The sequence below is a fragment of the Desulfohalovibrio reitneri genome (assembly GCF_000711295.1).
GTDB lineage: Bacteria > Desulfobacterota > Desulfovibrionia > Desulfovibrionales > Desulfovibrionaceae > Desulfohalovibrio > Desulfohalovibrio reitneri.
The window spans coordinates 1,488,213-1,508,237 of the sequence record NZ_JOMJ01000003.1 but is presented as its reverse complement, the minus strand read 5'-3'; the positions used below and the strand labels follow the sequence as shown (position 1 = coordinate 1,508,237).

21 protein-coding genes and 1 tRNA gene are annotated in these 20,025 nt (G+C 65.4%); 18 read left to right on the top strand and 4 right to left on the bottom strand.

The window, feature by feature from the left end:
* The first annotated feature begins 1 nt into the window (after position 1).
* The 3 genes from N911_RS0107730 (at position 2) to N911_RS0107720 (ending at position 2,557) form a co-directional block, all read left to right on the top strand.
* On the top strand, positions 2–1,171 hold the full coding sequence (locus tag N911_RS0107730) for an HD domain-containing phosphohydrolase (RefSeq protein ID WP_029895919.1): 1,170 nt from the start codon (positions 2–4) through the stop codon (positions 1,169–1,171).
* An 86-nt stretch (positions 1,172–1,257) separates the two neighbouring features.
* Positions 1,258–2,037: an ADP-ribosylglycohydrolase family protein gene (locus N911_RS0107725; RefSeq protein WP_051694066.1), complete on the top strand. Its 780-nt coding sequence runs from the start codon at positions 1,258–1,260 to the stop codon at positions 2,035–2,037.
* A 106-nt stretch (positions 2,038–2,143) separates the two neighbouring features.
* The gene (locus tag N911_RS0107720) at positions 2,144–2,557 is read left to right on the top strand and encodes a hypothetical protein (protein ID WP_029895914.1); all 414 of its coding nucleotides are present in this window, start codon (positions 2,144–2,146) and stop codon (positions 2,555–2,557) included.
* A 181-nt stretch (positions 2,558–2,738) separates the two neighbouring features.
* Here the strand turns inward: N911_RS0107720 and N911_RS0107715 are convergent, their stop codons facing one another.
* The 3 genes from N911_RS0107715 to N911_RS0107700 form a co-directional block, all read right to left on the bottom strand.
* A complete protein-coding gene (locus tag N911_RS0107715) occupies positions 2,739–3,632 on the bottom strand; it encodes a pyridoxal phosphate-dependent aminotransferase (protein WP_029895912.1) in 894 nt (297 codons plus the stop codon).
* Positions 3,633–3,909: 277 nt separating this feature from the next.
* Positions 3,910–4,671, bottom strand: coding sequence for a GNAT family N-acetyltransferase (locus N911_RS17470; protein ID WP_161781608.1), 762 nt, complete (start codon positions 4,669–4,671; stop codon positions 3,910–3,912).
* Between the two features lie 326 nt (positions 4,672–4,997).
* Positions 4,998–5,082: transfer RNA gene (locus N911_RS0107700), tRNA-Leu, on the bottom strand.
* 593 nt (positions 5,083–5,675) lie between these two features.
* On the opposite strand from N911_RS0107700, the gene N911_RS0107695 reads away from it, so the two are divergent.
* The 6 genes from N911_RS0107695 to N911_RS0107670 all read left to right on the top strand — a co-directional run bounded on the left by N911_RS0107695 (position 5,676) and on the right by N911_RS0107670 (position 11,538).
* Positions 5,676–6,014 (top strand): c-type cytochrome, encoded by a 339-nt coding sequence (locus N911_RS0107695; RefSeq protein WP_029895906.1) that lies wholly within the window; start codon positions 5,676–5,678, stop codon positions 6,012–6,014.
* A 24-nt stretch (positions 6,015–6,038) separates the two neighbouring features.
* Entirely contained in the window at positions 6,039–8,240 is a 2,202-nt protein-coding gene (locus N911_RS0107690) for a molybdopterin-containing oxidoreductase family protein (RefSeq protein WP_029895903.1), read from the top strand.
* A complete protein-coding gene (locus N911_RS0107685; protein ID WP_051694063.1) occupies positions 8,237–9,043 on the top strand; it encodes a 4Fe-4S dicluster domain-containing protein in 807 nt (268 codons plus the stop codon). Before N911_RS0107690 ends, N911_RS0107685 begins: the two co-directional genes overlap by 4 nt.
* 1 nt (position 9,044) lies before the next feature.
* On the top strand, positions 9,045–9,767 hold the full coding sequence (locus N911_RS0107680) for a cytochrome b/b6 domain-containing protein (protein ID WP_029895899.1): 723 nt from the start codon (positions 9,045–9,047) through the stop codon (positions 9,765–9,767).
* A gap of 70 nt (positions 9,768–9,837) precedes the next feature.
* Positions 9,838–10,965, top strand: a complete 1,128-nt coding sequence (locus N911_RS0107675) for a rhodanese-like domain-containing protein (protein ID WP_029895897.1) — start codon at positions 9,838–9,840, stop codon at positions 10,963–10,965.
* Between the two features lie 66 nt (positions 10,966–11,031).
* Positions 11,032–11,538 carry a rhodanese-like domain-containing protein gene (locus N911_RS0107670; RefSeq protein WP_332113288.1) on the top strand — a complete coding sequence of 169 codons (507 nt, stop codon included), beginning with the start codon at positions 11,032–11,034 and terminating at the stop codon, positions 11,536–11,538.
* On the opposite strand, the gene N911_RS17465 is transcribed toward N911_RS0107670, so the two are convergent.
* Entirely contained in the window at positions 11,445–12,095 is a 651-nt protein-coding gene (locus N911_RS17465; protein ID WP_051694061.1) for a molecular chaperone TorD family protein, read from the bottom strand. The two genes, N911_RS0107670 and N911_RS17465, sit on opposite strands and share 94 nt — an antisense overlap.
* Between N911_RS17465 and N911_RS0107660 the strand changes: the two genes are divergently transcribed.
* From N911_RS0107660 to dsrP, 9 genes are all read left to right on the top strand, one after another.
* The gene (locus N911_RS0107660) at positions 12,080–12,484 is read left to right on the top strand and encodes a metal-sensitive transcriptional regulator (RefSeq protein WP_081859222.1); all 405 of its coding nucleotides are present in this window, start codon (positions 12,080–12,082) and stop codon (positions 12,482–12,484) included. The genes N911_RS17465 and N911_RS0107660 overlap by 16 nt on opposite strands.
* A 44-nt stretch (positions 12,485–12,528) precedes the next feature.
* Positions 12,529–13,749 (top strand): ABC transporter permease, encoded by a 1,221-nt coding sequence (locus tag N911_RS0107655; RefSeq protein WP_029895890.1) that lies wholly within the window; start codon positions 12,529–12,531, stop codon positions 13,747–13,749.
* Positions 13,750–13,806: 57 nt separating this feature from the next.
* A complete protein-coding gene (locus N911_RS18445) occupies positions 13,807–13,947 on the top strand; it encodes a hypothetical protein (RefSeq protein ID WP_161781607.1) in 141 nt (46 codons plus the stop codon).
* Positions 13,948–14,210: 263 nt separating this feature from the next.
* Positions 14,211–14,774, top strand: a complete 564-nt coding sequence (locus N911_RS0107645) for an RsbRD N-terminal domain-containing protein (RefSeq protein ID WP_081859221.1) — start codon at positions 14,211–14,213, stop codon at positions 14,772–14,774.
* Positions 14,775–14,780: 6 nt separating this feature from the next.
* Positions 14,781–15,800, top strand: a complete 1,020-nt coding sequence (gene dsrM, locus N911_RS0107640) for a sulfate reduction electron transfer complex DsrMKJOP subunit DsrM (RefSeq protein WP_029895886.1) — start codon at positions 14,781–14,783, stop codon at positions 15,798–15,800.
* Positions 15,801–15,818: 18 nt separating this feature from the next.
* A complete protein-coding gene (gene dsrK / locus N911_RS0107635) occupies positions 15,819–17,426 on the top strand; it encodes a sulfate reduction electron transfer complex DsrMKJOP subunit DsrK (protein ID WP_029895879.1) in 1,608 nt (535 codons plus the stop codon).
* A gap of 3 nt (positions 17,427–17,429) precedes the next feature.
* A complete protein-coding gene (dsrJ, locus tag N911_RS0107630; protein ID WP_029895877.1) occupies positions 17,430–17,825 on the top strand; it encodes a sulfate reduction electron transfer complex DsrMKJOP subunit DsrJ in 396 nt (131 codons plus the stop codon).
* 2 nt (positions 17,826–17,827) lie between these two features.
* Entirely contained in the window at positions 17,828–18,601 is a 774-nt protein-coding gene (dsrO, locus tag N911_RS0107625) for a sulfate reduction electron transfer complex DsrMKJOP subunit DsrO (RefSeq protein ID WP_029895875.1), read from the top strand.
* A 15-nt stretch (positions 18,602–18,616) separates the two neighbouring features.
* Complete coding sequence (gene dsrP / locus N911_RS0107620; protein WP_029895874.1) at positions 18,617–19,768, top strand: sulfate reduction electron transfer complex DsrMKJOP subunit DsrP; 1,152 nt, start codon at positions 18,617–18,619, stop codon at positions 19,766–19,768.
* Positions 19,769–20,025 lie beyond the last annotated feature (257 nt).

The following is a 20,025-nucleotide window of genomic DNA, read 5'->3' as shown; positions in this document are numbered from 1 at the left end:
CATGGAATACAAGCTGCTGCTGGTGGACGACGACGAGAACCTGCTGCGTTCCTTCAAGCGCGTGCTGTCGCGCCGCCTCCTGGTGGACACCGCGACGGACGGCAAGACCGGGCTGGAGAAGGTGCGCACCGGCGGGCCGTACGCCGTGGTCATCTCCGACTACAAGATGCCCGGCATGGACGGCGTGGAGTTTTTGGCCGAGGTGGGGCGCGTGAGTCCGGACACGGTACGCGTGCTGCTGACCGCCTACGCCAACCTGCAGGTGGCGGTGGACGCCGTGAACACGGGCAACATCTTCCGGCTGCTGACCAAGCCCTGCCCCAAGGAGACCCTGGCCGAGGTCATCAAGGCCGGGCTGCGGCAGTACCAACTCCTGCGCAGCGAGAAGGACCTGCTGGAGCAGACTGTGGCGGGGGCCATGAAACTCATGGGCGAGATGATGCACATGCTCAACGCAGAGGCCTCGGAGCGCATAGGCCGCATCCTGCCGCTGCTGCGCTTCGTGGGAAAGGACCTCGGCGACAGGAGCGTGTGGGCCACGGAGTCCGCGGCCATCCTCTCCCAACTGGGCTATGTGCTGCTGCCGGAAGAGGTGCGGGAGCGTGTGGAATGGGGCAAGGACCTCAAGAGCGGGGACCGCGAGCTGTACAAGCAGTACCCGGAGGTCTCGGGCAAGCTCATCTCCCATATCCCCCGACTGGAAAACGTGGCCCAGATAGCCCGGTACGCGGAGAAGAACTACGACGGCTCCGGCATTCCCGAGGACGGCGTGGCGGGCGATTCCATCCCGCTGGGTTCGCGCATCGTCAAGACGCTCATGGACTACGACCGCGCCCTGTCCGAAACGGCCGAACCGGCCAAGACCGGTGACAGGGAAAGGGCGGCCGTGGTGGAGAAGATGCGAGGCGACCCCCGCTACGACCCCAAGGTGCTGGAGTCCCTGCAGGCCGCCCTGGACGAGGAGAAGCCCTACCGCATCCGCGAAGTCCCCCTCTCCGACCTCAAGGTGGGCATGATTCTGGGCGAGGACCTTTACTCCGAGCGCAAGGGCCAGAAGACAAAAATCATGGCCCAGGGCCACGAAATCAACGCCATGGGTCTGGAATACATCCAGAGCTACGCGGGCTACCTCAACCTCAAGAATACCATCCGGATCATCGAGATATTGTAGGGGCGGTTCCGCGCCGCGCTTTTCCTGGTGCGGGCCGCGCTATGCTGCAGGCTGACGGGGGAGCAACCCCGGCCAAGGAGCGGAGCATGCTGGGAGCCATGGCGGGCGACATCATCGGCAGCCGGTTCGAGGGCGGCGGCGCGCCCGCGCCGGGATTCAAGCTGTTCACGCCGGGGTCGCGCTTCACCGACGACACGGTGCTGACCTGCGCCGTGGCCGAGGCCTGGCTGGACGGCCTGGACCCGGCCGCGACCCTGCGCAAATGGGTGCGCCGTTTCCCGCGCGCAGGCTTCGGCCCCAACTTCCTGACCTGGGTGGACGACCCGGGCCGGGCCATGCCCAGCAAGGGCAACGGCGCGGCCATGCGGGTCAGCCCCCTGGCCTGGCTGGCTGGAGACGAGGCGTACCTGCTGCGCGCGGCCGGAGAGCAGGCCCGCGTCTCCCACGACACGCCCGAGGGCGTGGACGGGGCCAGGGCGGTGGCCGCGGCCGTGTACTGGGCCAGACAGGGGCGGAGCAAGGCGGACATCCGCGCCGGGATCAACCGGCTCCTGCCGCGCTACCACCTGGGCTGGCCGCCAGCCCGCACGCCCACGGCCCTGGCGGAGGAGTCGGTTCCCGTGGCCCTGGCGGCCTTCCTGGCGGCGGAGGATTTCGAGGGCGTGGTGCGCAAGGCGGTTTCCGCGGGCGGCGACACCGACACCGTGGCCTCCATGGCCGCGGCCGCCGCCGAGGCCATGCACGGCCTGCCCGAGGCCATCCGGCGGGAAACCACCGACCGCGTCCCCCCCCGACTTCATCCACCTCACCGACCGGGTCCACGCGGCGGCTGGGACGTATGGGTAGACAAGGGGGGGGACTATTGATGTGGTCCATATGGCAGGATAATTCCCTTCACCTTGCCCCTTGCCAGTCAACCAGCTATTGCTCAATCCAACTGAATACTAGTGATGAAAGATATGCGAGGGATTTATGAAGTTGAATAGTCAGGTAGTGGGGAATATCGGCATGTACTATGCGAGCTATCGCCTTTCTCAGCTTGGATGGAACGTGATGCCAACTGCACGCAATGCCAGAGGAATCGATCTCGTTATGTATACCAGTGACGGCAGTAGTTTTCTCGGTATTCAGGTGAAGGCGTTAAGCAAGAAAAATCCGGTGCCGCTGGGAACTTCACTAGAGAAAATAATGGGGGACTACTGGGTCTTTGTCACCAAGGTCCGCCATGACCCCGTCTGCTACATCCTGAAGCCTGGAGAGGTCAGGGAAATGGCCCATCGAGGCGAGAAGAACGGAAAGGTATCGTTCTGGCTGCAACCGAAATCGTATAGTACGTTTGCCTTTCAGGAAGCCTGGGACCGAATCCAGCCAAAGCCCTGTAGTTGAAAAATGGATTTCTGAAAAGAGACGCGATAACGGGTGCTACGGTCCATAGGGCTTGCCTGTATTAACAAGATACATTGATGATTTGCCCCCGGCCTTGAATGGGCAAAAGTCGATGGCGTAGGACCTCTCCTCCCTGCCATCAGGCAGGGCCTTCCCCAGCTTTTCTGATCCTACCCTCTCCTCAGCCCAAGTACTGCACAGCCTTGCGGCAGGCTTGCAGAAAGGCATCGTTCAGTTCGTCGCGGTGCAGGGTCAGGCGGAGCCAGTTGTGGCCCTGGATGCCGGTCAGGCTATTCAGGTTGGCGGTGAGGAAGCCGCGCGCGGCCAGGGCGGCGTGGAGGGTGTCGGCGTCCGCTTGGTGGTGGCGGAACATGATGGTGTTGGTGTCCGAGGCCAGGAACTGGAAGCCGGGGAGTCTGGAAGCGTTGGCCAGGAAGCGGGTCCGCCGCCCGGCCGCCATTTCCCGCGCGCGGGTTGCGTGGTCCGGGTCGCTGGCGGCCAGCTTGGCCAGGTGCAGGGATATCCAGGGCGCGGGGAACATGGGGCGGTAGGCGTCCACCGCTTTCCGCAGTCCGCCGCTGGCGCAGAGCAGGTAGCCCACCCGGCCGCCCGGCAGGCAGTGCGCCTTGGAGAAGGTGCGCAGCACCAGCAGGTTGGGCGCCTCGGCCAGGAAGCGGGACGCGCTGACCACGCCTTCGGGGCGGTCCGTGTATTCGCCGTAGGCCTCGTCCACCACCACGGCTGTCCCTGCGAGGCGAGCCGCCTTCACCATCCGGCCTATCTCCGCCACGGGGATGTGCTGGCCCGTGGGGTTGACCGGGTTGCTCAGCCAGAGCAGCCGGAACCGGCCGTGCCGCAGCCGTTCGGCCGCCTCGCGGGTGACAGCCCGGTCCCAGCGCAGGCCGGGCGGGTGCAGCGGGTCCACCTCCGCGCCCATGCGGCGGGAGAAGGTCTCGAAGGGGTCGAAGTTGGGCACGGGCAGCAGGACCCGCGCGCCGGGCTCCAGCAGGGCCCGGCTGATCTGGTCGATGAGCTGCTCCAGACCTGCGCCGAAAAGCAGCCAGTCCGGCGGCACGCCGTGGGGGCGGCCAGCAGGCGGCGCAGGCCCGGGGGATGTTTTTCCGGATAGTGCCTCAGGCTCCCGGCCAGCAGCCCGGAAAGCTCGGGCGAGCGCAGGGCGCGGTCCACCAGGGGGGAGAAGCCGTCGGTGTTCCTGCCGATGTCGAACCGGTGCGGCGCGGGATGTCCGGGCCGGTGGATGGTGCCGCCGCCGTCCTGGTCCTTGCGCAGGTAGTCTTTGCTCCCGGCGTCCAGGGCGGCGCGCGTCAGGCTGGAGACGGCCACCCCGCTGCTCACGAGGGGCTCTCCCTGGTCAGCAGGTAGTGCGCCCTGTCCGATTCCGGCGGATCGGGGGGAAAGAAGGCGGAGACGGCGTACCCCCGCCGGTTCAGGTACTCAAGCAGCACCTCGCGGGTGGCCAGCCGGAAGGCCATCGCCGCGCCCATGTCCCGCTCCTTCAGGCTGTTCAGGTCGGACGGGATCGGCAGCAGCACGGCCTCGGCGAACGGCATCCGCCCGGGGGCGGCCACCGGGGCTCCCTTCAGGCCGCTCCGGGGCGGACGGGGTTTGCGTTCGGGCCGCGCGTCCAATCCGCACTCGGCGAGCAGCCTGTCCAGGGGCAAACCCTGGTGCATCCCGCTCTCCACCTGGAAGCAGTCCACCTTGTAGGCCAGGCAGCGCGCGCCGAACCGGTTGACGTACAGGTGGGCGTTGCGGCTCTCCATGGGCTCGAAGGTCCAGCGGAAGCGGCGCATCCCTTTCCGCCGCAAAACCTCGAAAACCACACGCTTCAGCTCGGAACCCAGGCCCGTGTTCCGCTCGCCGGGCAGCACGCCCAGCATGTGCCCGTAGGCGGTGCGCTCGTCCATCGTGGCCAGCACAACGGCCATCCCCACCATGCGCCCGTCGCGGTATGCGCTCAGCACCAGGCCGGCGGGGGAGGGCTCCATGGCCAGCGCCCCCAGGGTGATGGGCGAGGTGGCCCCGGCCTCGTCCAGCCCCCAGATTTCCCGCTGCAAATCGATGCACTCCCGCAGCCCGCTCGGCGAAGTCACCGGACGAATGTCGAAATTCCGGGAGAGCGACTCGCCGTCAAGGGCGCGATGCGCGGACGGGCCCGGAAAAGGGGGGTGTACGGTTTTTGCGTTCCTGGGTTCCATGAGCGGTTTTTCAAAGGCAAATGATACGGAAAGCAAATGAGTATAGCATGAAAAGCGAATTGACAAGAACCGGTCTGGCCGGTTCTACCCTGCGGAAGTGCCGAATTCGGGAAAAAATTTCACGAACAGCATAACGGGAAAGCCTGGGAGGGCAGCGACGTGCCGCTACTCGCCCAGGCTTCAATTGAAAAAGGAAGAAATGGGAAGAAGGGAAGAAAAGATGGTGCCCGGGGCGGGACTTGAACCCGCATGGCCGTAGCCCAGGGATTTTAAGTCCCCTGTGTCTGCCAGTTCCACCACCCGGGCGGGTGGGTTGTTCCTATAATCGGGGAGGGCGGCAGTCAATCGGGTGGTTGTCCTGGGCGGGCGCTTCCTGGTTTGGCGGGTTGCTTCCCGCCGGGTTTCGCATCTGATTCCCGGGGGCTGTTTCCGCCCGCGATCCGGTGCCACGTGTAGCGAGTGGTGGTACGGAGCCGAGGGGACGCCTCGCCTGCCTGTCCGATACATATCATCGCATTTCCACTGGTGCCCCCGACTCTCGACCGTTCCGAGCCGTGCGCCTTTCCGGCTTTGCTGTCCCATGGTCGTTCCTGTTTCCCATACCCCCGTAGCGTATAGCGTTGGTTTCTCGTCAGCGTACCGCCGCTGGTCGCCAAGCGGCCATATGGTTGCCGTCCCCTCATTCGCATTCGCCCGGAATTGCTCGTATGGCGAGGGAAAAAAATATTCGGCAGCAAGATTCCGACAGGATTTAGTTTTCCGATTATGGCCGGTGACGGGAGGATGAAAAGTGTGACAATCTCGTTGACACCCATACCCCCTATGGGTATTTAAGGGCCATGGATGCCACGCCCGGAGCGCATGCGTCCGGGCGAGACAACAACCTGAGGAGGGTTATCATGTCCCGCAAGATCATCGCTCTGCTGTCCCTGGTCCTTCTGGTCACTTCACTGGTGGGTGTCGCCCTGGCCGCTGAGCCGGACGGCAACTTCCGCAAGGGCAAATATCTCTTCCGCAAGAACTGCCGCACCGCCGGGTGCCACGTGGCGGGAGGTGACGGCGGCGACCTCAGCCCCGCAACCATGACCCAGGCCAAGTGGATCGAGACCTTCACCAATTGGCAGGAGATTCCCTGCGTGGATTCCTGGGGCGGCCTGTCCGACTCCGACCGCAAGGACATCTTCACCTACATGCACGACTTCGCCAAGGATTCCCCCACTCCGGCCAAGTGCAGCTAGACCGTCAGGTCAAGGGAGCAGGTCATGACGAGTGACTCCCCCCGTTTCACCAGGCGCGGCTTCCTCAAGGCGGCCGGCCTTACCGCCGCGGCCGCCACGGCCGGGTCCGTAGCCGGACCCGGCCGGGCCTCGGCCCGGGTGCCCGAAGCCAAGGCCCCGGACTGGGATTCCCGCTACTCCGTGTGCGACATGTGCTTCAACAAGTGCGGCCTCATCGCCCGGGTGGACCAGGAGGGCGTGGTTCGGAAGCTGGACCCCAACCCCAAGTTCCTCAAGTCCCGGGGCATGCTCTGCGCCAAAGGCAACGCCGGGGTAGCCCAGCTCTACAACCCCGACCGCCTCAAGCATCCGCTGCTGCGCGACGGCAAGCGGGGCGAGGGCAAGTTCAAGCGCATTCCCTGGGACGAGGCCCTGGACATGGCCGCGGACAAGCTCAAGGAGCTTGGCGGGAAGTACACCCGCTGCGGCACCCTGTTCACTGCGGGCAGCGACCTGCAGTCCAAGTTCGTCCACCGCTTCGCAGAGGTCTACGGATCCTTCAACATCACCAGCCACGAGTCCCTTTGCCTGGTCTCCAACAACCGGGCCTTCCTGGACACCTACGGCGAGGTGCCCTTCGCCGACGTGCTCCATTCCAAGTACGTGCTCATGGCCGGGGCCAACCGCTTCGAGGCGCTGGTCACGCCGGACTCCATGGACCTCGTATCCGCCATGAAGGAGGGCTGCAAGCTGGTGGTCCTGGACCCCCGCTTCACCAAGACCGCGGCCCTGGCCAACGAATGGTACGCCATCCGCCCGGGCACGGATATGGCCCTGATGCTGGCCATCGCCCACGTCCTCGTTTTCGAGGACTTGTACGACAAGCGGTTCGTGACCGAGCGCTGCTACGGCATCGACGAGCTGCGCGAGCACGTGCGCCGCTACGACCCGCGCTGGGCCGCCCACGAGACGGGCGTCGAGGCCCAGGCCATCGTGCGCATGGCCCGGGAAATGGCCCGTGCCGCGCCGCGCGCCATGGTCTACCCGGGACGCCGCAGCTCCGACTACTCCAACTCCACCCAGATCCGCCGCAGCTTCGCCATCGTCAACGCGCTGCTGGGCAACTGGGACCGGCCCGGCGGCCTGCTGGGCGCGCGCCAGGTGGGGCTCAAGGGCGGCATCCCCTATTCACCACCCTGGTACGACGACAACCCCTTTGACCGCGCGGACGCCGGGCGTGTGCCCATGATGTTCGAGGAGGAGGGGGCCTTCACCCTCATGCGCGAGGCCGTGCTCTCGGGCAAGCCGTACCCGGTCAAGGGCTGGTTCATCTACAAGACCAACCCCATGGGCACCGGACCCAACCGGGCCAAGACCATGAAGATGTTCGAGGCCATGGACTTCGTGGTCACCACCGACATCCTCATGACGGACACGGCCTGGATGTCCGACCTGGTGCTGCCCGCTCCCACCTACCTGGAGCGCGCCGACCCGGCGGCCGGATTGCAGGGCTCCAGCGCCTGCGCCTGCGTGGTGCAGCGCGACCCCGTGACCGAGCCGCTCTACGACACCCGTCCCATGTTCGACATCTGCAAGGGGCTGGCCGAGCGGCTGGACCTGGGCCAGTATTTCGACTTCACCGTCGAGGAGTACCGCACGGCCCAGCTGGAGGGACTGCCCGAAGCCGAGGACATCCTGCGCCGCGACGGGGTCTATTACAACGCCTCCAAGGTGTACGGCATCTACGAGGGGCGCATCTTCAAGACCCTGTCCAAGAAGATCGAGCTCTTCAACCAGCGCTACCAGGACATGGGGCTGGACCCCCTGCCCGTGTACCAGCCACCCGCCCATCCCAAGGGCGGCGGCCTGCGCCTGGTGGTGGGCCGCAGCGCGGTGCACACCCACTCGGCCACCCAGGACAACCCCCTGCTCAACGAGTTCGTGTCCACCAACACCCTCTGGATGCACCCCCATACGGCCAAGCGCCTGGGCATCGCCGACGGCGACCTGGTGGAGGTCTCCAGCAAGGCGGGCACGGGCGAGCTGCGGGCCGAAGTCACCGAGGCCATACGCGAGGATACGGTCTATACCCTCACCGGGTACGGAGCGCTTTCCACGGGATTGAGCCTGGTGCACGGCAACGGCGCCTCCATCGCCGCCCTGCTGGAGGACGGCTGGGACGAGATGACCGGCAACGCGGCCATGCATGAGACCTTCGTCACCGTGACGAGGAAGGAGGCGGCATGAGCGCCACCACCAAGACCCGAAAGAAACAGTACGCCATGGTCGTGGACGCGGCCAAGTGCATTGACTGCAAGGGCTGCATGGCCTCCTGCAAGGTGGCCAACGGCGTCCCCCGGGGTTTCTGGCGCAACTGGATCAAGCAGAGCGAGGCCAGCTACGCCCAGGGCCCGGCCTCCGGGCGCCAGTTCCAGCCCGGCGGCTGCATGCACTGCTCCGAGCCCACCTGCGTGACCGCCTGCCCCACCGGGGCCACCTACCGCGACGAGGCCGACGGCATCGTCAAGATCGACCGGGGGTTGTGCATCGGCTGCGGCAGCTGCATCCCGGCCTGCCCCTATGGTGCGCGCTACCGCCACCCCCGGCTCAACGTGGCCGACAAGTGCAACTACTGCTCGGAGCGCCGGGCCGCCGGCCTGGCCCCGGCCTGCGTGGACACCTGCCCCACCAAGGCCCGTGTCTTCGGCGACATCAACGACCCCGGGTCCGAAGCGGCCATCCTGCTGGCCGAGAACAAGGACCGCACCGTGCGGGTGGTCAACGCCCAGTCCGACACCAAGCCCAACATGTACTACGTGGGCGGCACCAGTCCGGCCGACTGGCCGGTGCGGGCCCAGATCCCCATGCCGCTGACCACCATGATGCGCGCGGCCACGCCCGCGCTGCAGGGGCTGATCGGCCTCACGGCCCTGGGCGTGGTGGGCCTGGCGATCAAACAGCTCCTGCTGCGGCAACACCCGGCGGAGGAGCAGGACGAAGCCTGCGACATCCCGGACGCGTCCTCCAAAGACGGACGCGGGGAGGACTGACATGGCCAAGCATCTCAAGCGACACAACCGCTGGGACATCTTCATCCACTGGTTCAACTTCGTGCTGTGGATGCTCCTGCTCATCACCGGGCTGGGGCTCATCAGCAACGAGAACATCGACCCCGTGGGCGGCTGGTGGCCGGACGCCCTGCGCGCTGTGACGGGCGGAGGGGCCAACCTGCTGCTCATCCACGAAATCCTGGGCGTGGTCTGGATACTGGGCTTCGTCCTCTACCTGCTCTTCAACTTCCAGGGGGCAAAGGTATTCCTGCGGGAGAGCTTCTCCGTGGACCTGCGCTGCGACGTGAACTGGATGATCAAGAAGCCCATCCACATGCTCTTCGGCGACGAAGGGCTGAAAAAGGCGGGCATGAAGCCCGGCCTGCCGCCGCAGGGGTTCTACAACATGGGCCAGAAGGCCTTCGCCATGGTGGCCGTGGTGGGCGGGGTGGTGCTGGCGCTGACCGGCATCGTCATGATCCTCTCCCAGAACGCGCTGACAGCGGAGCAGACCTGGCTGGCCCAGTGGTCCATCCTGCTGCACTACGTCTTCGCCGGACTCATCTTCGCCGGACTGCTGGTGCACGTCTACATGGCGGCGCTGGCCCCGGAGGAGCGCCCGGCCTTCCGCTCCATGTTCACCGGCACGGTTCCGGCGGACTTCGCCAAGCACCACCACCGTCTCTGGTACGACAAGGTCGTTTCCAAAGACGGCGAGGAATGAGGGAAGGGCTGCCCGGAGCGGTTCCGGGCGGCGCGATCGGACGACAACGCGCATCGCGAGGAGGGAAACCATGCGAGCCGCAATCCACGCCAAACTGCTGACCGCCGCCCTGGTGGTCCTGGCCCTGGCCCTGGCGGGCTGCTCCGCCAAGCACGCCCCGGGCAACGAACCGCCCGCGCAGGCCCCCGAATGGTCCTACAACGCCGAGGACATCGTTGACGCCGCCTTCGTCAAGCAGCACATCAACGTGCCGCGCACCGACGACGTGGTCATCATCGACGCCCGGCCCCACATGGCCAAGTACGTCAAGGGCTACATCCCCACGGCCATCAACATCCCGCAGACCAAGTTCGACGAGATGGGCACCATGCTGCCCGAGAGCAAGGACGCCCTGCTGGTCTTCTACTGCGGCGGCTACCACTGCAAGCTGTCCCACAAGGGCGCGCGCGCAGCGGAGAAGCTGGGCTACACCAACGTCAAGGTCTACGCCGCGGGCATGCCCGACTGGAAGCACCACGGCTACGACGTGGCCGTGGAGTCCGAGTACGTCAAGGACCTCCTGGCCGAGCGGGGCAAGGCCTACCTGCTGGTGGACTCCCGTCCGCACAACAAGTTCCTTGACGGGCACATCCCCTCCAGCGTGAACATCCCCGACTCCCAGTTCGAGGAGATGGCCGGCATGCTGCCCGCGGACAAGTCCACCGAGCTGGTATTCTACTGCGGCGGCTTCCACTGCAAGCTGTCCCACAAGTCCGCGGACAAGGCCCGCGCCATGGGCTACACCAACGTCCGCATCAACGAGTCCGGCTACCCCGGCTGGAAGAAGGAGTTCGGCGGCGCGCAGGCCGTGGCCATCCAGGAAGGCGGCGCCATGGGCACCATGGACGTGGCCCAGTTCCGCAAGATTCTGGAGGAGAACCCCGACTCCGTCCGTCTCATCGACGTGCGCGACCCGGACGAGTACAAGGCCGGGCACTTCCAGTCCGCTGAAAACATGCCCGTGGACCAGGTGGAGGAGAACATCGAGTCCTTCTCCGGCGACAAGCCCGTGGTCTTTGTCTGCTCCACCGGCGCGCGCTCCGGCGAGTGCTACTACATGATGCTCGACAAGCGCCCCGACATGGAGGATGTCTACTACATCGAGGCCACCATCGAGTACTCCGAGGACGGCGGCTACACCATCACGCCCAACAAGTAACCGCCATCGCCCGTGGCGGGCGGGGGGCGGCGAGCCCTCCGCCCGCGGCGGACGGGAGGACCGGTCATGAAAACCGCCCCCGCCGCGATTCTTCTGCTTTTCATCCTGGCATCCGCCGCCCCGGCGGAGGAACGGCCCATCTGGTGGGACGACGCCCAGCGCCAGGCCGAGCGCCACGGCTACCACCTCATCGACACCCCCGCACTGCGAAAGCTGCTGGCCGGCGACCCCGACGCGCTGCTGCTTGACGTGCGCCCGGATTACGAATACCGCGCTGGACACATCCCCGGCGCCGTGAACATGTCCTTCGACCTGGCCGAGGCGGACAGGCTGCCCAAGGAAAAAAAAGAGGATTTCAGGGACCTGCTGGGGTGCGATCTAAAGCGGCCGGTGGTGGTCTACTGCCGGGGCTTCAGGTGACTGCGCAGCCCCATCGCGGCGCGCTGGGCGGCGCGTCTCGGATACGGCAACGTGCTGCGCTACCCCGTCGGTTTCAAGGGCTGGGTGGCCGCTGGCGGCAAGGTGGCCACGGCGTCCAGGCAGGCCGAAAGCAGCAGGCAGGCCGAGGAGTAGAAGGGATGCGCATCCGCTTTGGCCACGGCCCGTCCGAAGCGGGAGGTCCAGTCCAACATTTCCCCGGCCAGGGCGCGCGCCTCGGCCGCGGATTCCCCGGAGCCGGACTCCAGGAGCAGGGAGAGATACTCCAACTCCACGCAGAGGTGGTCCGGCGGCGGCCCGCCGGGATCGGTGTCCAGGCCGGAGGCCCGGAGCCTCTCCGCCATGCGCCGCGCCGGTGGCCCCATCATGCGGGCTTCCCCGCCGGAGTGCGGGGCCGGGTGGCAGGAGTGGTAGGGCGGGGCGGCCACTCCACCGAGCGAGCTGACGAAGAGGCGCACGTACTCCGGCTCCAGCTCCCGGCAGAAGGCCTCGGCCCCGTCCGGGGTCGGCAGGGCGGCTGCCAGTTCCACCAGGGCGCGGCCGCAGGTGTCATCCCGGTCCGCGTGGGCCGTGGCGAAGGCGGGCAGGTCGGTGGACAGCATCTCCGGGCAACCCTGGTCCGGCCCGGCGAAGAGGTGCTGCAGCAGGTTCAGGGCGTCCAGCAGGAAGGAATCACATGAAGAAGAATGCATCGAAAAATTCCGTTGGGGACGAGGTGCGGGGGAGTAGCTCCCAGCATTATGACCCGCGAGCCGGGCAAACGCAACGCGGGGGGGACGGCGCCGCCCAAGACGAGGCACCCAAGCTGGACGACCTGCAAAAGGACGTCCTCTCCCGGCTCAAACGCATCGAGGGCCAGGTGCGCGGCATCCAGGGCATGGTGCGCCAGGGCAAGGAGTGCGAGGACATCCTCATCCAGGTCAAGGCGGTCTCCTCGGCCCTGAAGTCCACCACCCGCCAAGTGCTGCGCCGCTACGTGCGCACCTGCCACACCCGGGCGGTGAACGCCGAGACCGAGGAAGAGGCGGCCGCGCAGCTGGAAAAGACGGTCAAGATCCTCACCGATTTCCTGGACAAGTGACACCGCGCATTGCCACGGCCCGGCCGCCGCGCTAGATTCCGGCCGTGCTTCTTTCCCTGCGCATCGCCCTCAAATCCCTTTCCGCCCACAAGCTGCGCGCCGTGCTGGCCATGCTGGGCGTCTTTCTCGGCGCCCTGGCCCTGACCGGGGTGCAGAACGTCTCCAAGGCCATGGTGGTCAAAGCCGAACAGGAAGTGGAGAAGTTCGGCGTGAACCTGGTGGTGGCCCGGGCCGGGCAGGCCCGCTTCCGCCGCTCGGGCAATCTGTCCGTGGGGCCGGAGGCGCGGACCTTCACCAAGGCCGACGCCCGCGCCCTGGCCGAGTCCCTGCCCGGGGTTGTGGCCTACGCCCCCTTCATCGACGAGGAGACCCGCATCCGCGCCGGGGCCAAAAAGGTGCCCTGCCAAATCGTGGCCACCTGGCCTTCCTTCACCGGGATTCGCGCCTTCAACGCCCGCTGGGGCCGCTTCTTCACCATGGAGGAAGAGCGCGAACTGGAGCGCGTGGTCGTGCTGGGGGTGAAAGTGGCCGAGCGCCTCTTCCAGACGCCGGAGCGCGCCCTGGGCCGCATGGTCTTTCTGCAGCGGGCCGCCTTCCGAGTCATCGGGGTCATGGAGCCCAAGGGGCGCGACCTCTCCGGAACGGACCAGGACGAACAGGTGTTCATGCCCCTGACCACCTACATGCGCCGGGCGGCCAACGTGGACCACATCGGCGGGGTCTACCTGCGTGCCGCCAAGGGCGCGGACCTGACCCGGATCAAGGATGCGGCGGCCTCGCTGTTGCGCCGCCGCCACCAGATCGGGCCGGGCGAGACCGACGACTTCACGGTGCTCACCGCCCGCGAGTCCATCCAGTTGCAGCGCCAGGCCCTGGACCTGGTCTTCACCCTGGGGGTCATTTCTTCCTCGGTTTCCTTCGCCGTGGGCGGGCTGGGCATCCTCTCCATCATGATCCTGCTGGTGCGGGCGCGGCGGCTTGAGATCGGCATCCGCCGGGCCGTGGGGGCCAGGCGGCGGGACATCGTGCGGCAGTTTCTTTTGGAATCGGCCATCATGTCCACCACCGGCGGCCTGCTTGGCGTTGGCGCGGCAGCGGGGCTCTCCCTGGGCCTTTCCCTGGCCGGCGTCTTTCCTCTGGTTGTGGACCAGACCGTGGTCTCCCTCTCCCTGGCGGGGTCGGCCATTTTGGGCGTGGCCGCCGGGGCCTATCCCGCCTGGACAGCGTCCCGCCTGGAAATTCTGGGCGTGCTCAGAGACCAGTAAGCATTTTCACGCCGCCGGACCTTCCCGGCGGGCCGGTTCCCTGGTATCCATCCATCCATGGACAACAACGGACGCGAAGTGAAGGAACCGGACGCCCCTAGGCGGCGGGTCTACAATCCGCGCAGCCCCGGAACCCTGTTTCTGGTGGTTCTCGTTGTGGTGGTCGCGGCCCTGGTTCTGTTGGCTCTGCGCGGCTAGATTCCGCCCGGGGCGGAGGGCCGGACGGCCCGCGAGCCTTGACGCGCAAGGCCATTTGGACTACTCGCCGAAGCGGTGGACGGACGGCTGGGACACGGGCGGGAATCCCTTCTTCAGGGCCTCGTTCCGAATTGCACATGCGCTTGACGGCGCTCTTGTGACAACGTATTCCCCCGGGAAGTCTCCGGGATATATCATGGATGCGCGCGGGTCGGACGGGGATGGTCCCCGGCTCTCCGGGCGCGGCCTTGCGGATGGGAAACATGACCCTGGCGCAGCTCCTCACAGAAGAGAAAGAGGCGATGGTCGAAGCGTGGTTCGACCTGGTCCTCTCCACCTATCCCCCCGAAACGGCCAAGCTCTGGAAGGCCAACCGGGACCAGTTCACCAATCCGGTGGGCAGCACCGTTCTGCGCGCCCTGGGCGGACTGGTGGAGGAGTTGGCCGACTGGTCGGACGCCGACCGGGTTTGCGCCCATCTGGAGGAAATCGTCAAGATCCGGGCGGTGCAGGATTTCACCCCCGGCAAGGCGGTCTCCTTCGTGTATCTCTCCAAGAAGGCGCTGAAGCGGGTCCTCGGCAGCCGGGCCGAGTCCATGCGCGCCGAGTTGGAAACCTTCGAGAGCCGGGTGGACAACCTGGCCCTGCTGGCTTTCGACATCTACGTCAAAAACCGCGAACAACTGTATCGGATGCGCGTTGACGAATACAAGCGCGCCCACAACATGCTCTTCAGGCGGGCCGGGCTGATGTGCGAGCCCGAGACCGAGTTCGGAGACAATCCCCTGGGGCTGGCCGGGGGGATGAGCAACGACAAAGCGAGGTAAGGGCTGATGAACGCGTTCTACTCACTGTTTCTCGTCTGCGCGCTGGCGGTGGTCGCCATGCTGGGCGTGGGCGCGGCGCACCTGGAGGGCCTGTTCGGCATCGTGTTGCCGTACGCCGCCGTGCTCATCTTCGTGCTGGGCTTCATCAACAAGATGCTCGACTGGGGACGCTCGGCGGTGCCGTTCCGCATTCCCACCACGGGCGGCCAGCAGAAGAGCCTGGACTGGATTCCCTACAACCGCTTCGACAACCCGGTGAACACCCGTGACACCGTCATCCGCATGGCGGCCGAGGTGCTGCTGTTCCGGTCCCTGTTCCGCAACACCCGCGTGACCCTGGGCAAGAACCCGGACGGCGAGGTGCAGGTGGGCTACTGGTCGGCCAAGTGGCTGTGGCTGGCCGCCCTGGCCTTCCACTACTCCTTCCTGCTCATCGTCATCCGCCACATGCGGCTCTTCGCCGAGCCCATACCCTTCTTCGTCACCGGGGCGGACTTCCTGGACGGCATCCTGCAGATCGGGCAGCCCACCCTGTACATGACCGACGTGCTCATCCTGGCCGGCCTGGTATTCCTGCTGGTCCGCAGGCTGCTGGTGCCGCAGATGCGCTATCTGTCCAACGCCGCCGACTACTTCCCGCTCTTTCTCATCATCGGCATCGCCCTTTCGGGCGTCTACATGCGCTACATCGCCAAGGTGGACGTGGTGGCCATCAAGGAATTCACCATGTCCCTGGTGATGTTCAGCCCGCACATTCCAGAGAACATCGGCATCTCCTTCTGGGTCCATCTGTTCCTGGTGAGCGTCCTGCTGATGTACTTCCCGTTCTCCAAGCTCATGCACCTGGGCGGCGTCTTCCTCTCGCCCACGCGGAACCTGCCCAACGACAGCCGCATCCGGCGCCACGAGAATCCTTGGAACCCCAAGATTCCGCCCCATTCCTACGCGGCGTACGAGGACGACTTCCGCGAGCCCATGGCCGAGGCGGGGCTCCCCCTGGAAAAGCAACCCGAAAACGCCGAGTAGCCCGCAAGGAGTTGGCATATGGATAAGAAGCCGGAAGAACTTCTCGCAACCGTTGATTACGACAATCCGCCCGAGACGGGCTGGATGGACACGCCGAACGACTTCAGTCCGGGCCGCTGGGCCTACCCGGCCAAGCCGGACGTCTACTCCGGCATGGGCTTCCCCAACGCCCGCGAGTGGACACCCTCGGACGAGGACTGGAAGCTGCCCGAGAACTGGAAGGAGATCATCCACAACGGCTTTCGGGAGCGCCTGGACAAGTACCGCTCGCTGAAGGTCTTCATGGATGTCTGCGTGCGTTGCGGCGCCTGCGCCGACAAGTGCCACTACTACATCGGCGGCGGCGACCCCAAGAACATGCCGGTGCTGCGCGCCGAACTGCTGCGCTCGGTGTACCGCAAGGACTTCACCACCGCCGGCAAGATCCTGGGCAAGCTCAACGGCGCGCGGGTCATGGAAGAGGACGTCCTCAAGGAGTGGTTCCTCTACTTCTACCAGTGCACCGAGTGCCGCCGCTGCTCCCTGTTCTGCCCCTACGGCATCGACACCGCCGAGATCACCATGATGGCCCGCGAGCTGCTGCACCTGGTTGGCTGCGGCATCAACTGGATCATGGAGCCGGTCTCCAACTGCAACCGCACCGGCAACCACCTCGGCATCCAGCCCCACGCCTTCAAGGACATCATCGAGTTCCTCTGCGACGACATCGAGGACTACACCGGCGTCCGCATCAACCCGCCCTTCAACGAGAAGGGGCATGAAGTCCTCTTCATCACCCCCTCGGGCGACGCCTTCGCCGACCCCGGCATCTACACCTTCATGGGCTACCTGATGCTCTTCGAGCACATCGGGCTGGACTACACCCTGTCCACCTACGCCTCCGAAGGCGGCAACTTCGGCCTCTTCACCGGGGCCGACACCATGCAGAAGCTCAACGCCAAGATGTACGCCGAGGCCAAGCGGCTTGGCTGCAAGTGGATCCTCGGCGGCGAGTGCGGCCACATGTGGCGCGTGATCAACCAGTACATGGACACCATGAACGGGTACATCATGGAAGGCTCCAACATGGGCACGCCGCGCAACCCCATCACCGGCACGGTCTTCCACAACGCCGCGCAGACCAAGATGGTCCACATCACCGAGTTCACCGCCGACCTCATCAAAAACGGCAAGCTGGACCTCTCGCCGGAGCGCAACGACCACCTCAAGGTCACGTACCACGACTCCTGCAACCCCGCCCGGGGCATGGGGCTTCTCGACGAGCCGCGCTACGTCATCCAGAACGTGTGCAACAACTTCTACGAGATGCCCGCCAACACCATCCGCGAGCGCACCTTCTGCTGCGCCGGCGGCTCGGGCCTCAACACCGACGAAATCATGGAAATCCGCATGCGCGGCGGCCTGCCCCGCGGCAACGCCCTGCGGTACGTGCAGCAAAAGCACGACGTGAACATGCTGTCCTGCGTCTGCGCCATCGACCGGGCCACACTCATCCCCCTGGCCAACTACTGGGCCCCGGGAGTCGAAGTGACCGGCGTGCACGAGATGGTGGGCAACGCCCTCAATCTCAAGGGCCAGAAAGAGCGCGAAGTCAACCTGCGCGGCGAGCCGCTGGAGGAGGTCTAACCCATGAAGCTTTACAACGGTGCCGCCATCATCGCGGGACTGGTCGTCTTTGTCGGCCTGGTCTCGTACCCCTTCTGGACCAACATCGGGGACAAGGCCTACGAGCAGCCCGAACTCAAGCTCCCTCCGGAGGATAAGGCCACGGAGTGCGTGGAGGACACGCAGTGGATGCGCGAGAACCACATGGCGCTGCTCGATGACTGGCGCGACGCGGTGGTTCGCGAAGGCAAGCGGATCTACGTCTCCAAGACGAACCACAAGGAATACGTCATGAGCCTGCAGGAAGGCTGCATGAAGTGCCACGAGACCAAGACCGAGTTCTGCGACAAGTGCCACGACACCGCCTCGGTCTCCCCCTACTGCTGGGATTGTCACGTGGCTCCCAAGGAGGAGAACTAGCCATGGAAACCAGAAGGAAATTCCTCAAGTACGCCGGCGTTTCCCTGCTGGGGCTGGCCGCGGCCCCCGTTTCCAGGGCGGCCGCCTCCTACATCCCCCACGAGAGCCACACCAAGTCCCGGGCCGAGGCCTTGACCGGCTCCCGCTGGGCAATGGTCATCGACACCCGCAAGCTCACCCGCGAGTCGGACTTCAAGCCCCTCATCGAGGCTTGCCACTCGGTGCACAACGTGCCGGACATCGAGCCGCCGCTCGACATCAAGTGGATCTGGACCGACAAGAAGGAGCACGTCTTCCCCGGGAAGCACAACGAGTTCCAGGCGGAGAAGATCGAGCATAAGCCGTACCTGCTGCTGTGCAACCACTGCCACAATCCGCCGTGCGTGCGGGTCTGCCCCACCCAGGCCACCTTCAAGCGGGAGTCCGACGGCATCGTCGTCATGGACATGCACCGCTGCATCGGTTGCCGGTACTGCATGGCCGCCTGCCCCTACGGCGCCCGTTCCTTCAACTTCATGGACCCCAGCCCGCACATCAAGGAGCTCAACCGCGAGTACCCCGAGCGGATGCGGGGCGTGGTGGAAAAGTGCAACTTCTGCGTTGAGCGGCTGGCCGAAGGCAAGATGCCCGCCTGCGTGGAAGCGTCCGACGGCGCCCTCATCTTCGGCGACCTCGACGATCCCTACTCCGAGGTGCGCAAGGTGCTCCGCAAGGAATACACCATCCGGCGCAAACCGGGCCTGGGCACCGAACCCAACGTCTACTACATCATCTAGGAGAGGAGAGGAGCCATGCTCGAGACCGCACTGAAAGGAAGCCCCCGCTACTGGGGTTGGCTTGTCCTCCTGCTCATCATCATGGGAATCGGGGGAGCCGCCTGGTACGTCCAGCTGGACCAAGGCCTGCAGGTCACCGGACTCAACCGGGACGTTTCCTGGGGATTCTACATCGCCCAGCTGACCTACATGGTCGGTGTGGCCGCCGCGGCCGTCATGCTGGTGCTGCCGTACTACTTCCACCACTACAAAGCCTTCAAGAAGATGATCATCCTGGCCGAATTCCAGGCCATCGGCGCCATCATCATCTGCATCGGCTCCATCGTGGTGGACCTCGGCCAACCCCAGCGCATGCTCAACGTGCTGCTTTATCCCACGCCAAACTCCGTCCTCTTCTGGGATATGGTCGTCCTCAACGGCTACCTGTTCCTCAACCTCATCATCGGCTGGGTGACTCTGCAGAGCCAGCGCAACAACATGCTGCCGCCCAAATGGGTCAAGCCCCTCATCTACCTCTCCATCGTCTGGGCCGTCTCCATCCACACCGTGACAGCCTTCCTGTACGCGGGCCTGCCCGGACGCCACCTCTGGCTGACCGCCATCATGGCGCCGCGCTTCCTGGCCTCCGCCTTCTGCGCCGGTCCCGCCATCCTGTTGCTGGTGGCCTTCATCCTGGAGAAGCTCACCGATTTCCGCGTGGGCGAAGAAGCCAAGAAAGCCGTGGCCAAGATTGTCACCTACGCCATGTGCATCAACGTCTTCTTCTTCCTCTGCGAAATCTTCACCGGCTTCTATTCGCAGATACCGGGTCACATGCACCCCATGATGTTCCTGTTCGGCTTCGAACACGGCAACTACGTGGCCGTGCTGATGTGGATCGCCACCTTCCTGGCCTTCCTCTCCCTGGCCCTGCTCATTCCGCCCAAGCTGCGCGAAAACCATAAGATCCTGCCCTGGGCCCTGGCCGCCCTGGTTGTGGCCACCTACATCGACAAGGGCATCGGCCTGCTGGTGGGCGGTTTCACCCCCAACGTGTTCGAAGGCTTTACCTTCTACGCGCCCACCATGCCGGAGATTCTCATCACCGCGGCCGTCTACGCCTCAGGCATCTTCGCCATCACCATCCTCTACAAGGTGGCCCTCACCGTGCAGAAGGAAACCAGCTAGACTGGACAAGCGAAGCAACACAATCAAAAGCCCGCTTCCGGAAGGAAGCGGGCTTTTTTTGTTGGAACGGAGAGGGAAGAACGAGTGCGAGAAAGAGAGGATTCCGCCCTTCGGGCGGCCAGGGCATAACTCGGGCCGGCTCTGCTCTTTTCATCCCTAAGACCGAGCAGGCTCGGCCCAAGGGCTGAAGGCTCCTTGGCCCTCGCCCTTCGGGCCAAGCCTCCGCGCTTGCTCCAAATCACCCTCCGGGGCGATTT

Bases quoted from the DNA above. Each gene is read 5' to 3' on its own strand.
- N911_RS0107645 (WP_081859221.1), top strand. From the start codon at position 14,211: ATGACCCTGGCGCAGCTCCTCACAGAAGAGAAAGAGGCGATGGTCGAA.
- N911_RS0107730 (WP_029895919.1), top strand. From the start codon at position 2: ATGGAATACAAGCTGCTGCTGGTGGACGACGACGAGAACCTGCTGCGT.
- N911_RS0107685 (WP_051694063.1), top strand. From the start codon at position 8,237: ATGAGCGCCACCACCAAGACCCGAAAGAAACAGTACGCCATGGTCGTG.
- N911_RS17465 (WP_051694061.1), bottom strand. From the start codon at position 12,095: ATGCATTCTTCTTCATGTGATTCCTTCCTGCTGGACGCCCTGAACCTG.
- dsrO (WP_029895875.1), top strand. From the start codon at position 17,828: ATGGAAACCAGAAGGAAATTCCTCAAGTACGCCGGCGTTTCCCTGCTG.
- N911_RS0107680 (WP_029895899.1), top strand. From the start codon at position 9,045: ATGGCCAAGCATCTCAAGCGACACAACCGCTGGGACATCTTCATCCAC.
- dsrK (WP_029895879.1), top strand. From the start codon at position 15,819: ATGGATAAGAAGCCGGAAGAACTTCTCGCAACCGTTGATTACGACAAT.
- N911_RS0107720 (WP_029895914.1), top strand. From the start codon at position 2,144: ATGAAGTTGAATAGTCAGGTAGTGGGGAATATCGGCATGTACTATGCG.
- dsrM (WP_029895886.1), top strand. From the start codon at position 14,781: ATGAACGCGTTCTACTCACTGTTTCTCGTCTGCGCGCTGGCGGTGGTC.
- dsrP (WP_029895874.1), top strand. From the start codon at position 18,617: ATGCTCGAGACCGCACTGAAAGGAAGCCCCCGCTACTGGGGTTGGCTT.
- N911_RS18445 (WP_161781607.1), top strand. From the start codon at position 13,807: ATGGACAACAACGGACGCGAAGTGAAGGAACCGGACGCCCCTAGGCGG.
- N911_RS0107695 (WP_029895906.1), top strand. From the start codon at position 5,676: ATGTCCCGCAAGATCATCGCTCTGCTGTCCCTGGTCCTTCTGGTCACT.
- N911_RS0107690 (WP_029895903.1), top strand. From the start codon at position 6,039: ATGACGAGTGACTCCCCCCGTTTCACCAGGCGCGGCTTCCTCAAGGCG.
- dsrJ (WP_029895877.1), top strand. From the start codon at position 17,430: ATGAAGCTTTACAACGGTGCCGCCATCATCGCGGGACTGGTCGTCTTT.
- N911_RS0107725 (WP_051694066.1), top strand. From the start codon at position 1,258: ATGCTGGGAGCCATGGCGGGCGACATCATCGGCAGCCGGTTCGAGGGC.
- N911_RS0107675 (WP_029895897.1), top strand. From the start codon at position 9,838: ATGCGAGCCGCAATCCACGCCAAACTGCTGACCGCCGCCCTGGTGGTC.
- N911_RS0107660 (WP_081859222.1), top strand. From the start codon at position 12,080: ATGAAGAAGAATGCATCGAAAAATTCCGTTGGGGACGAGGTGCGGGGG.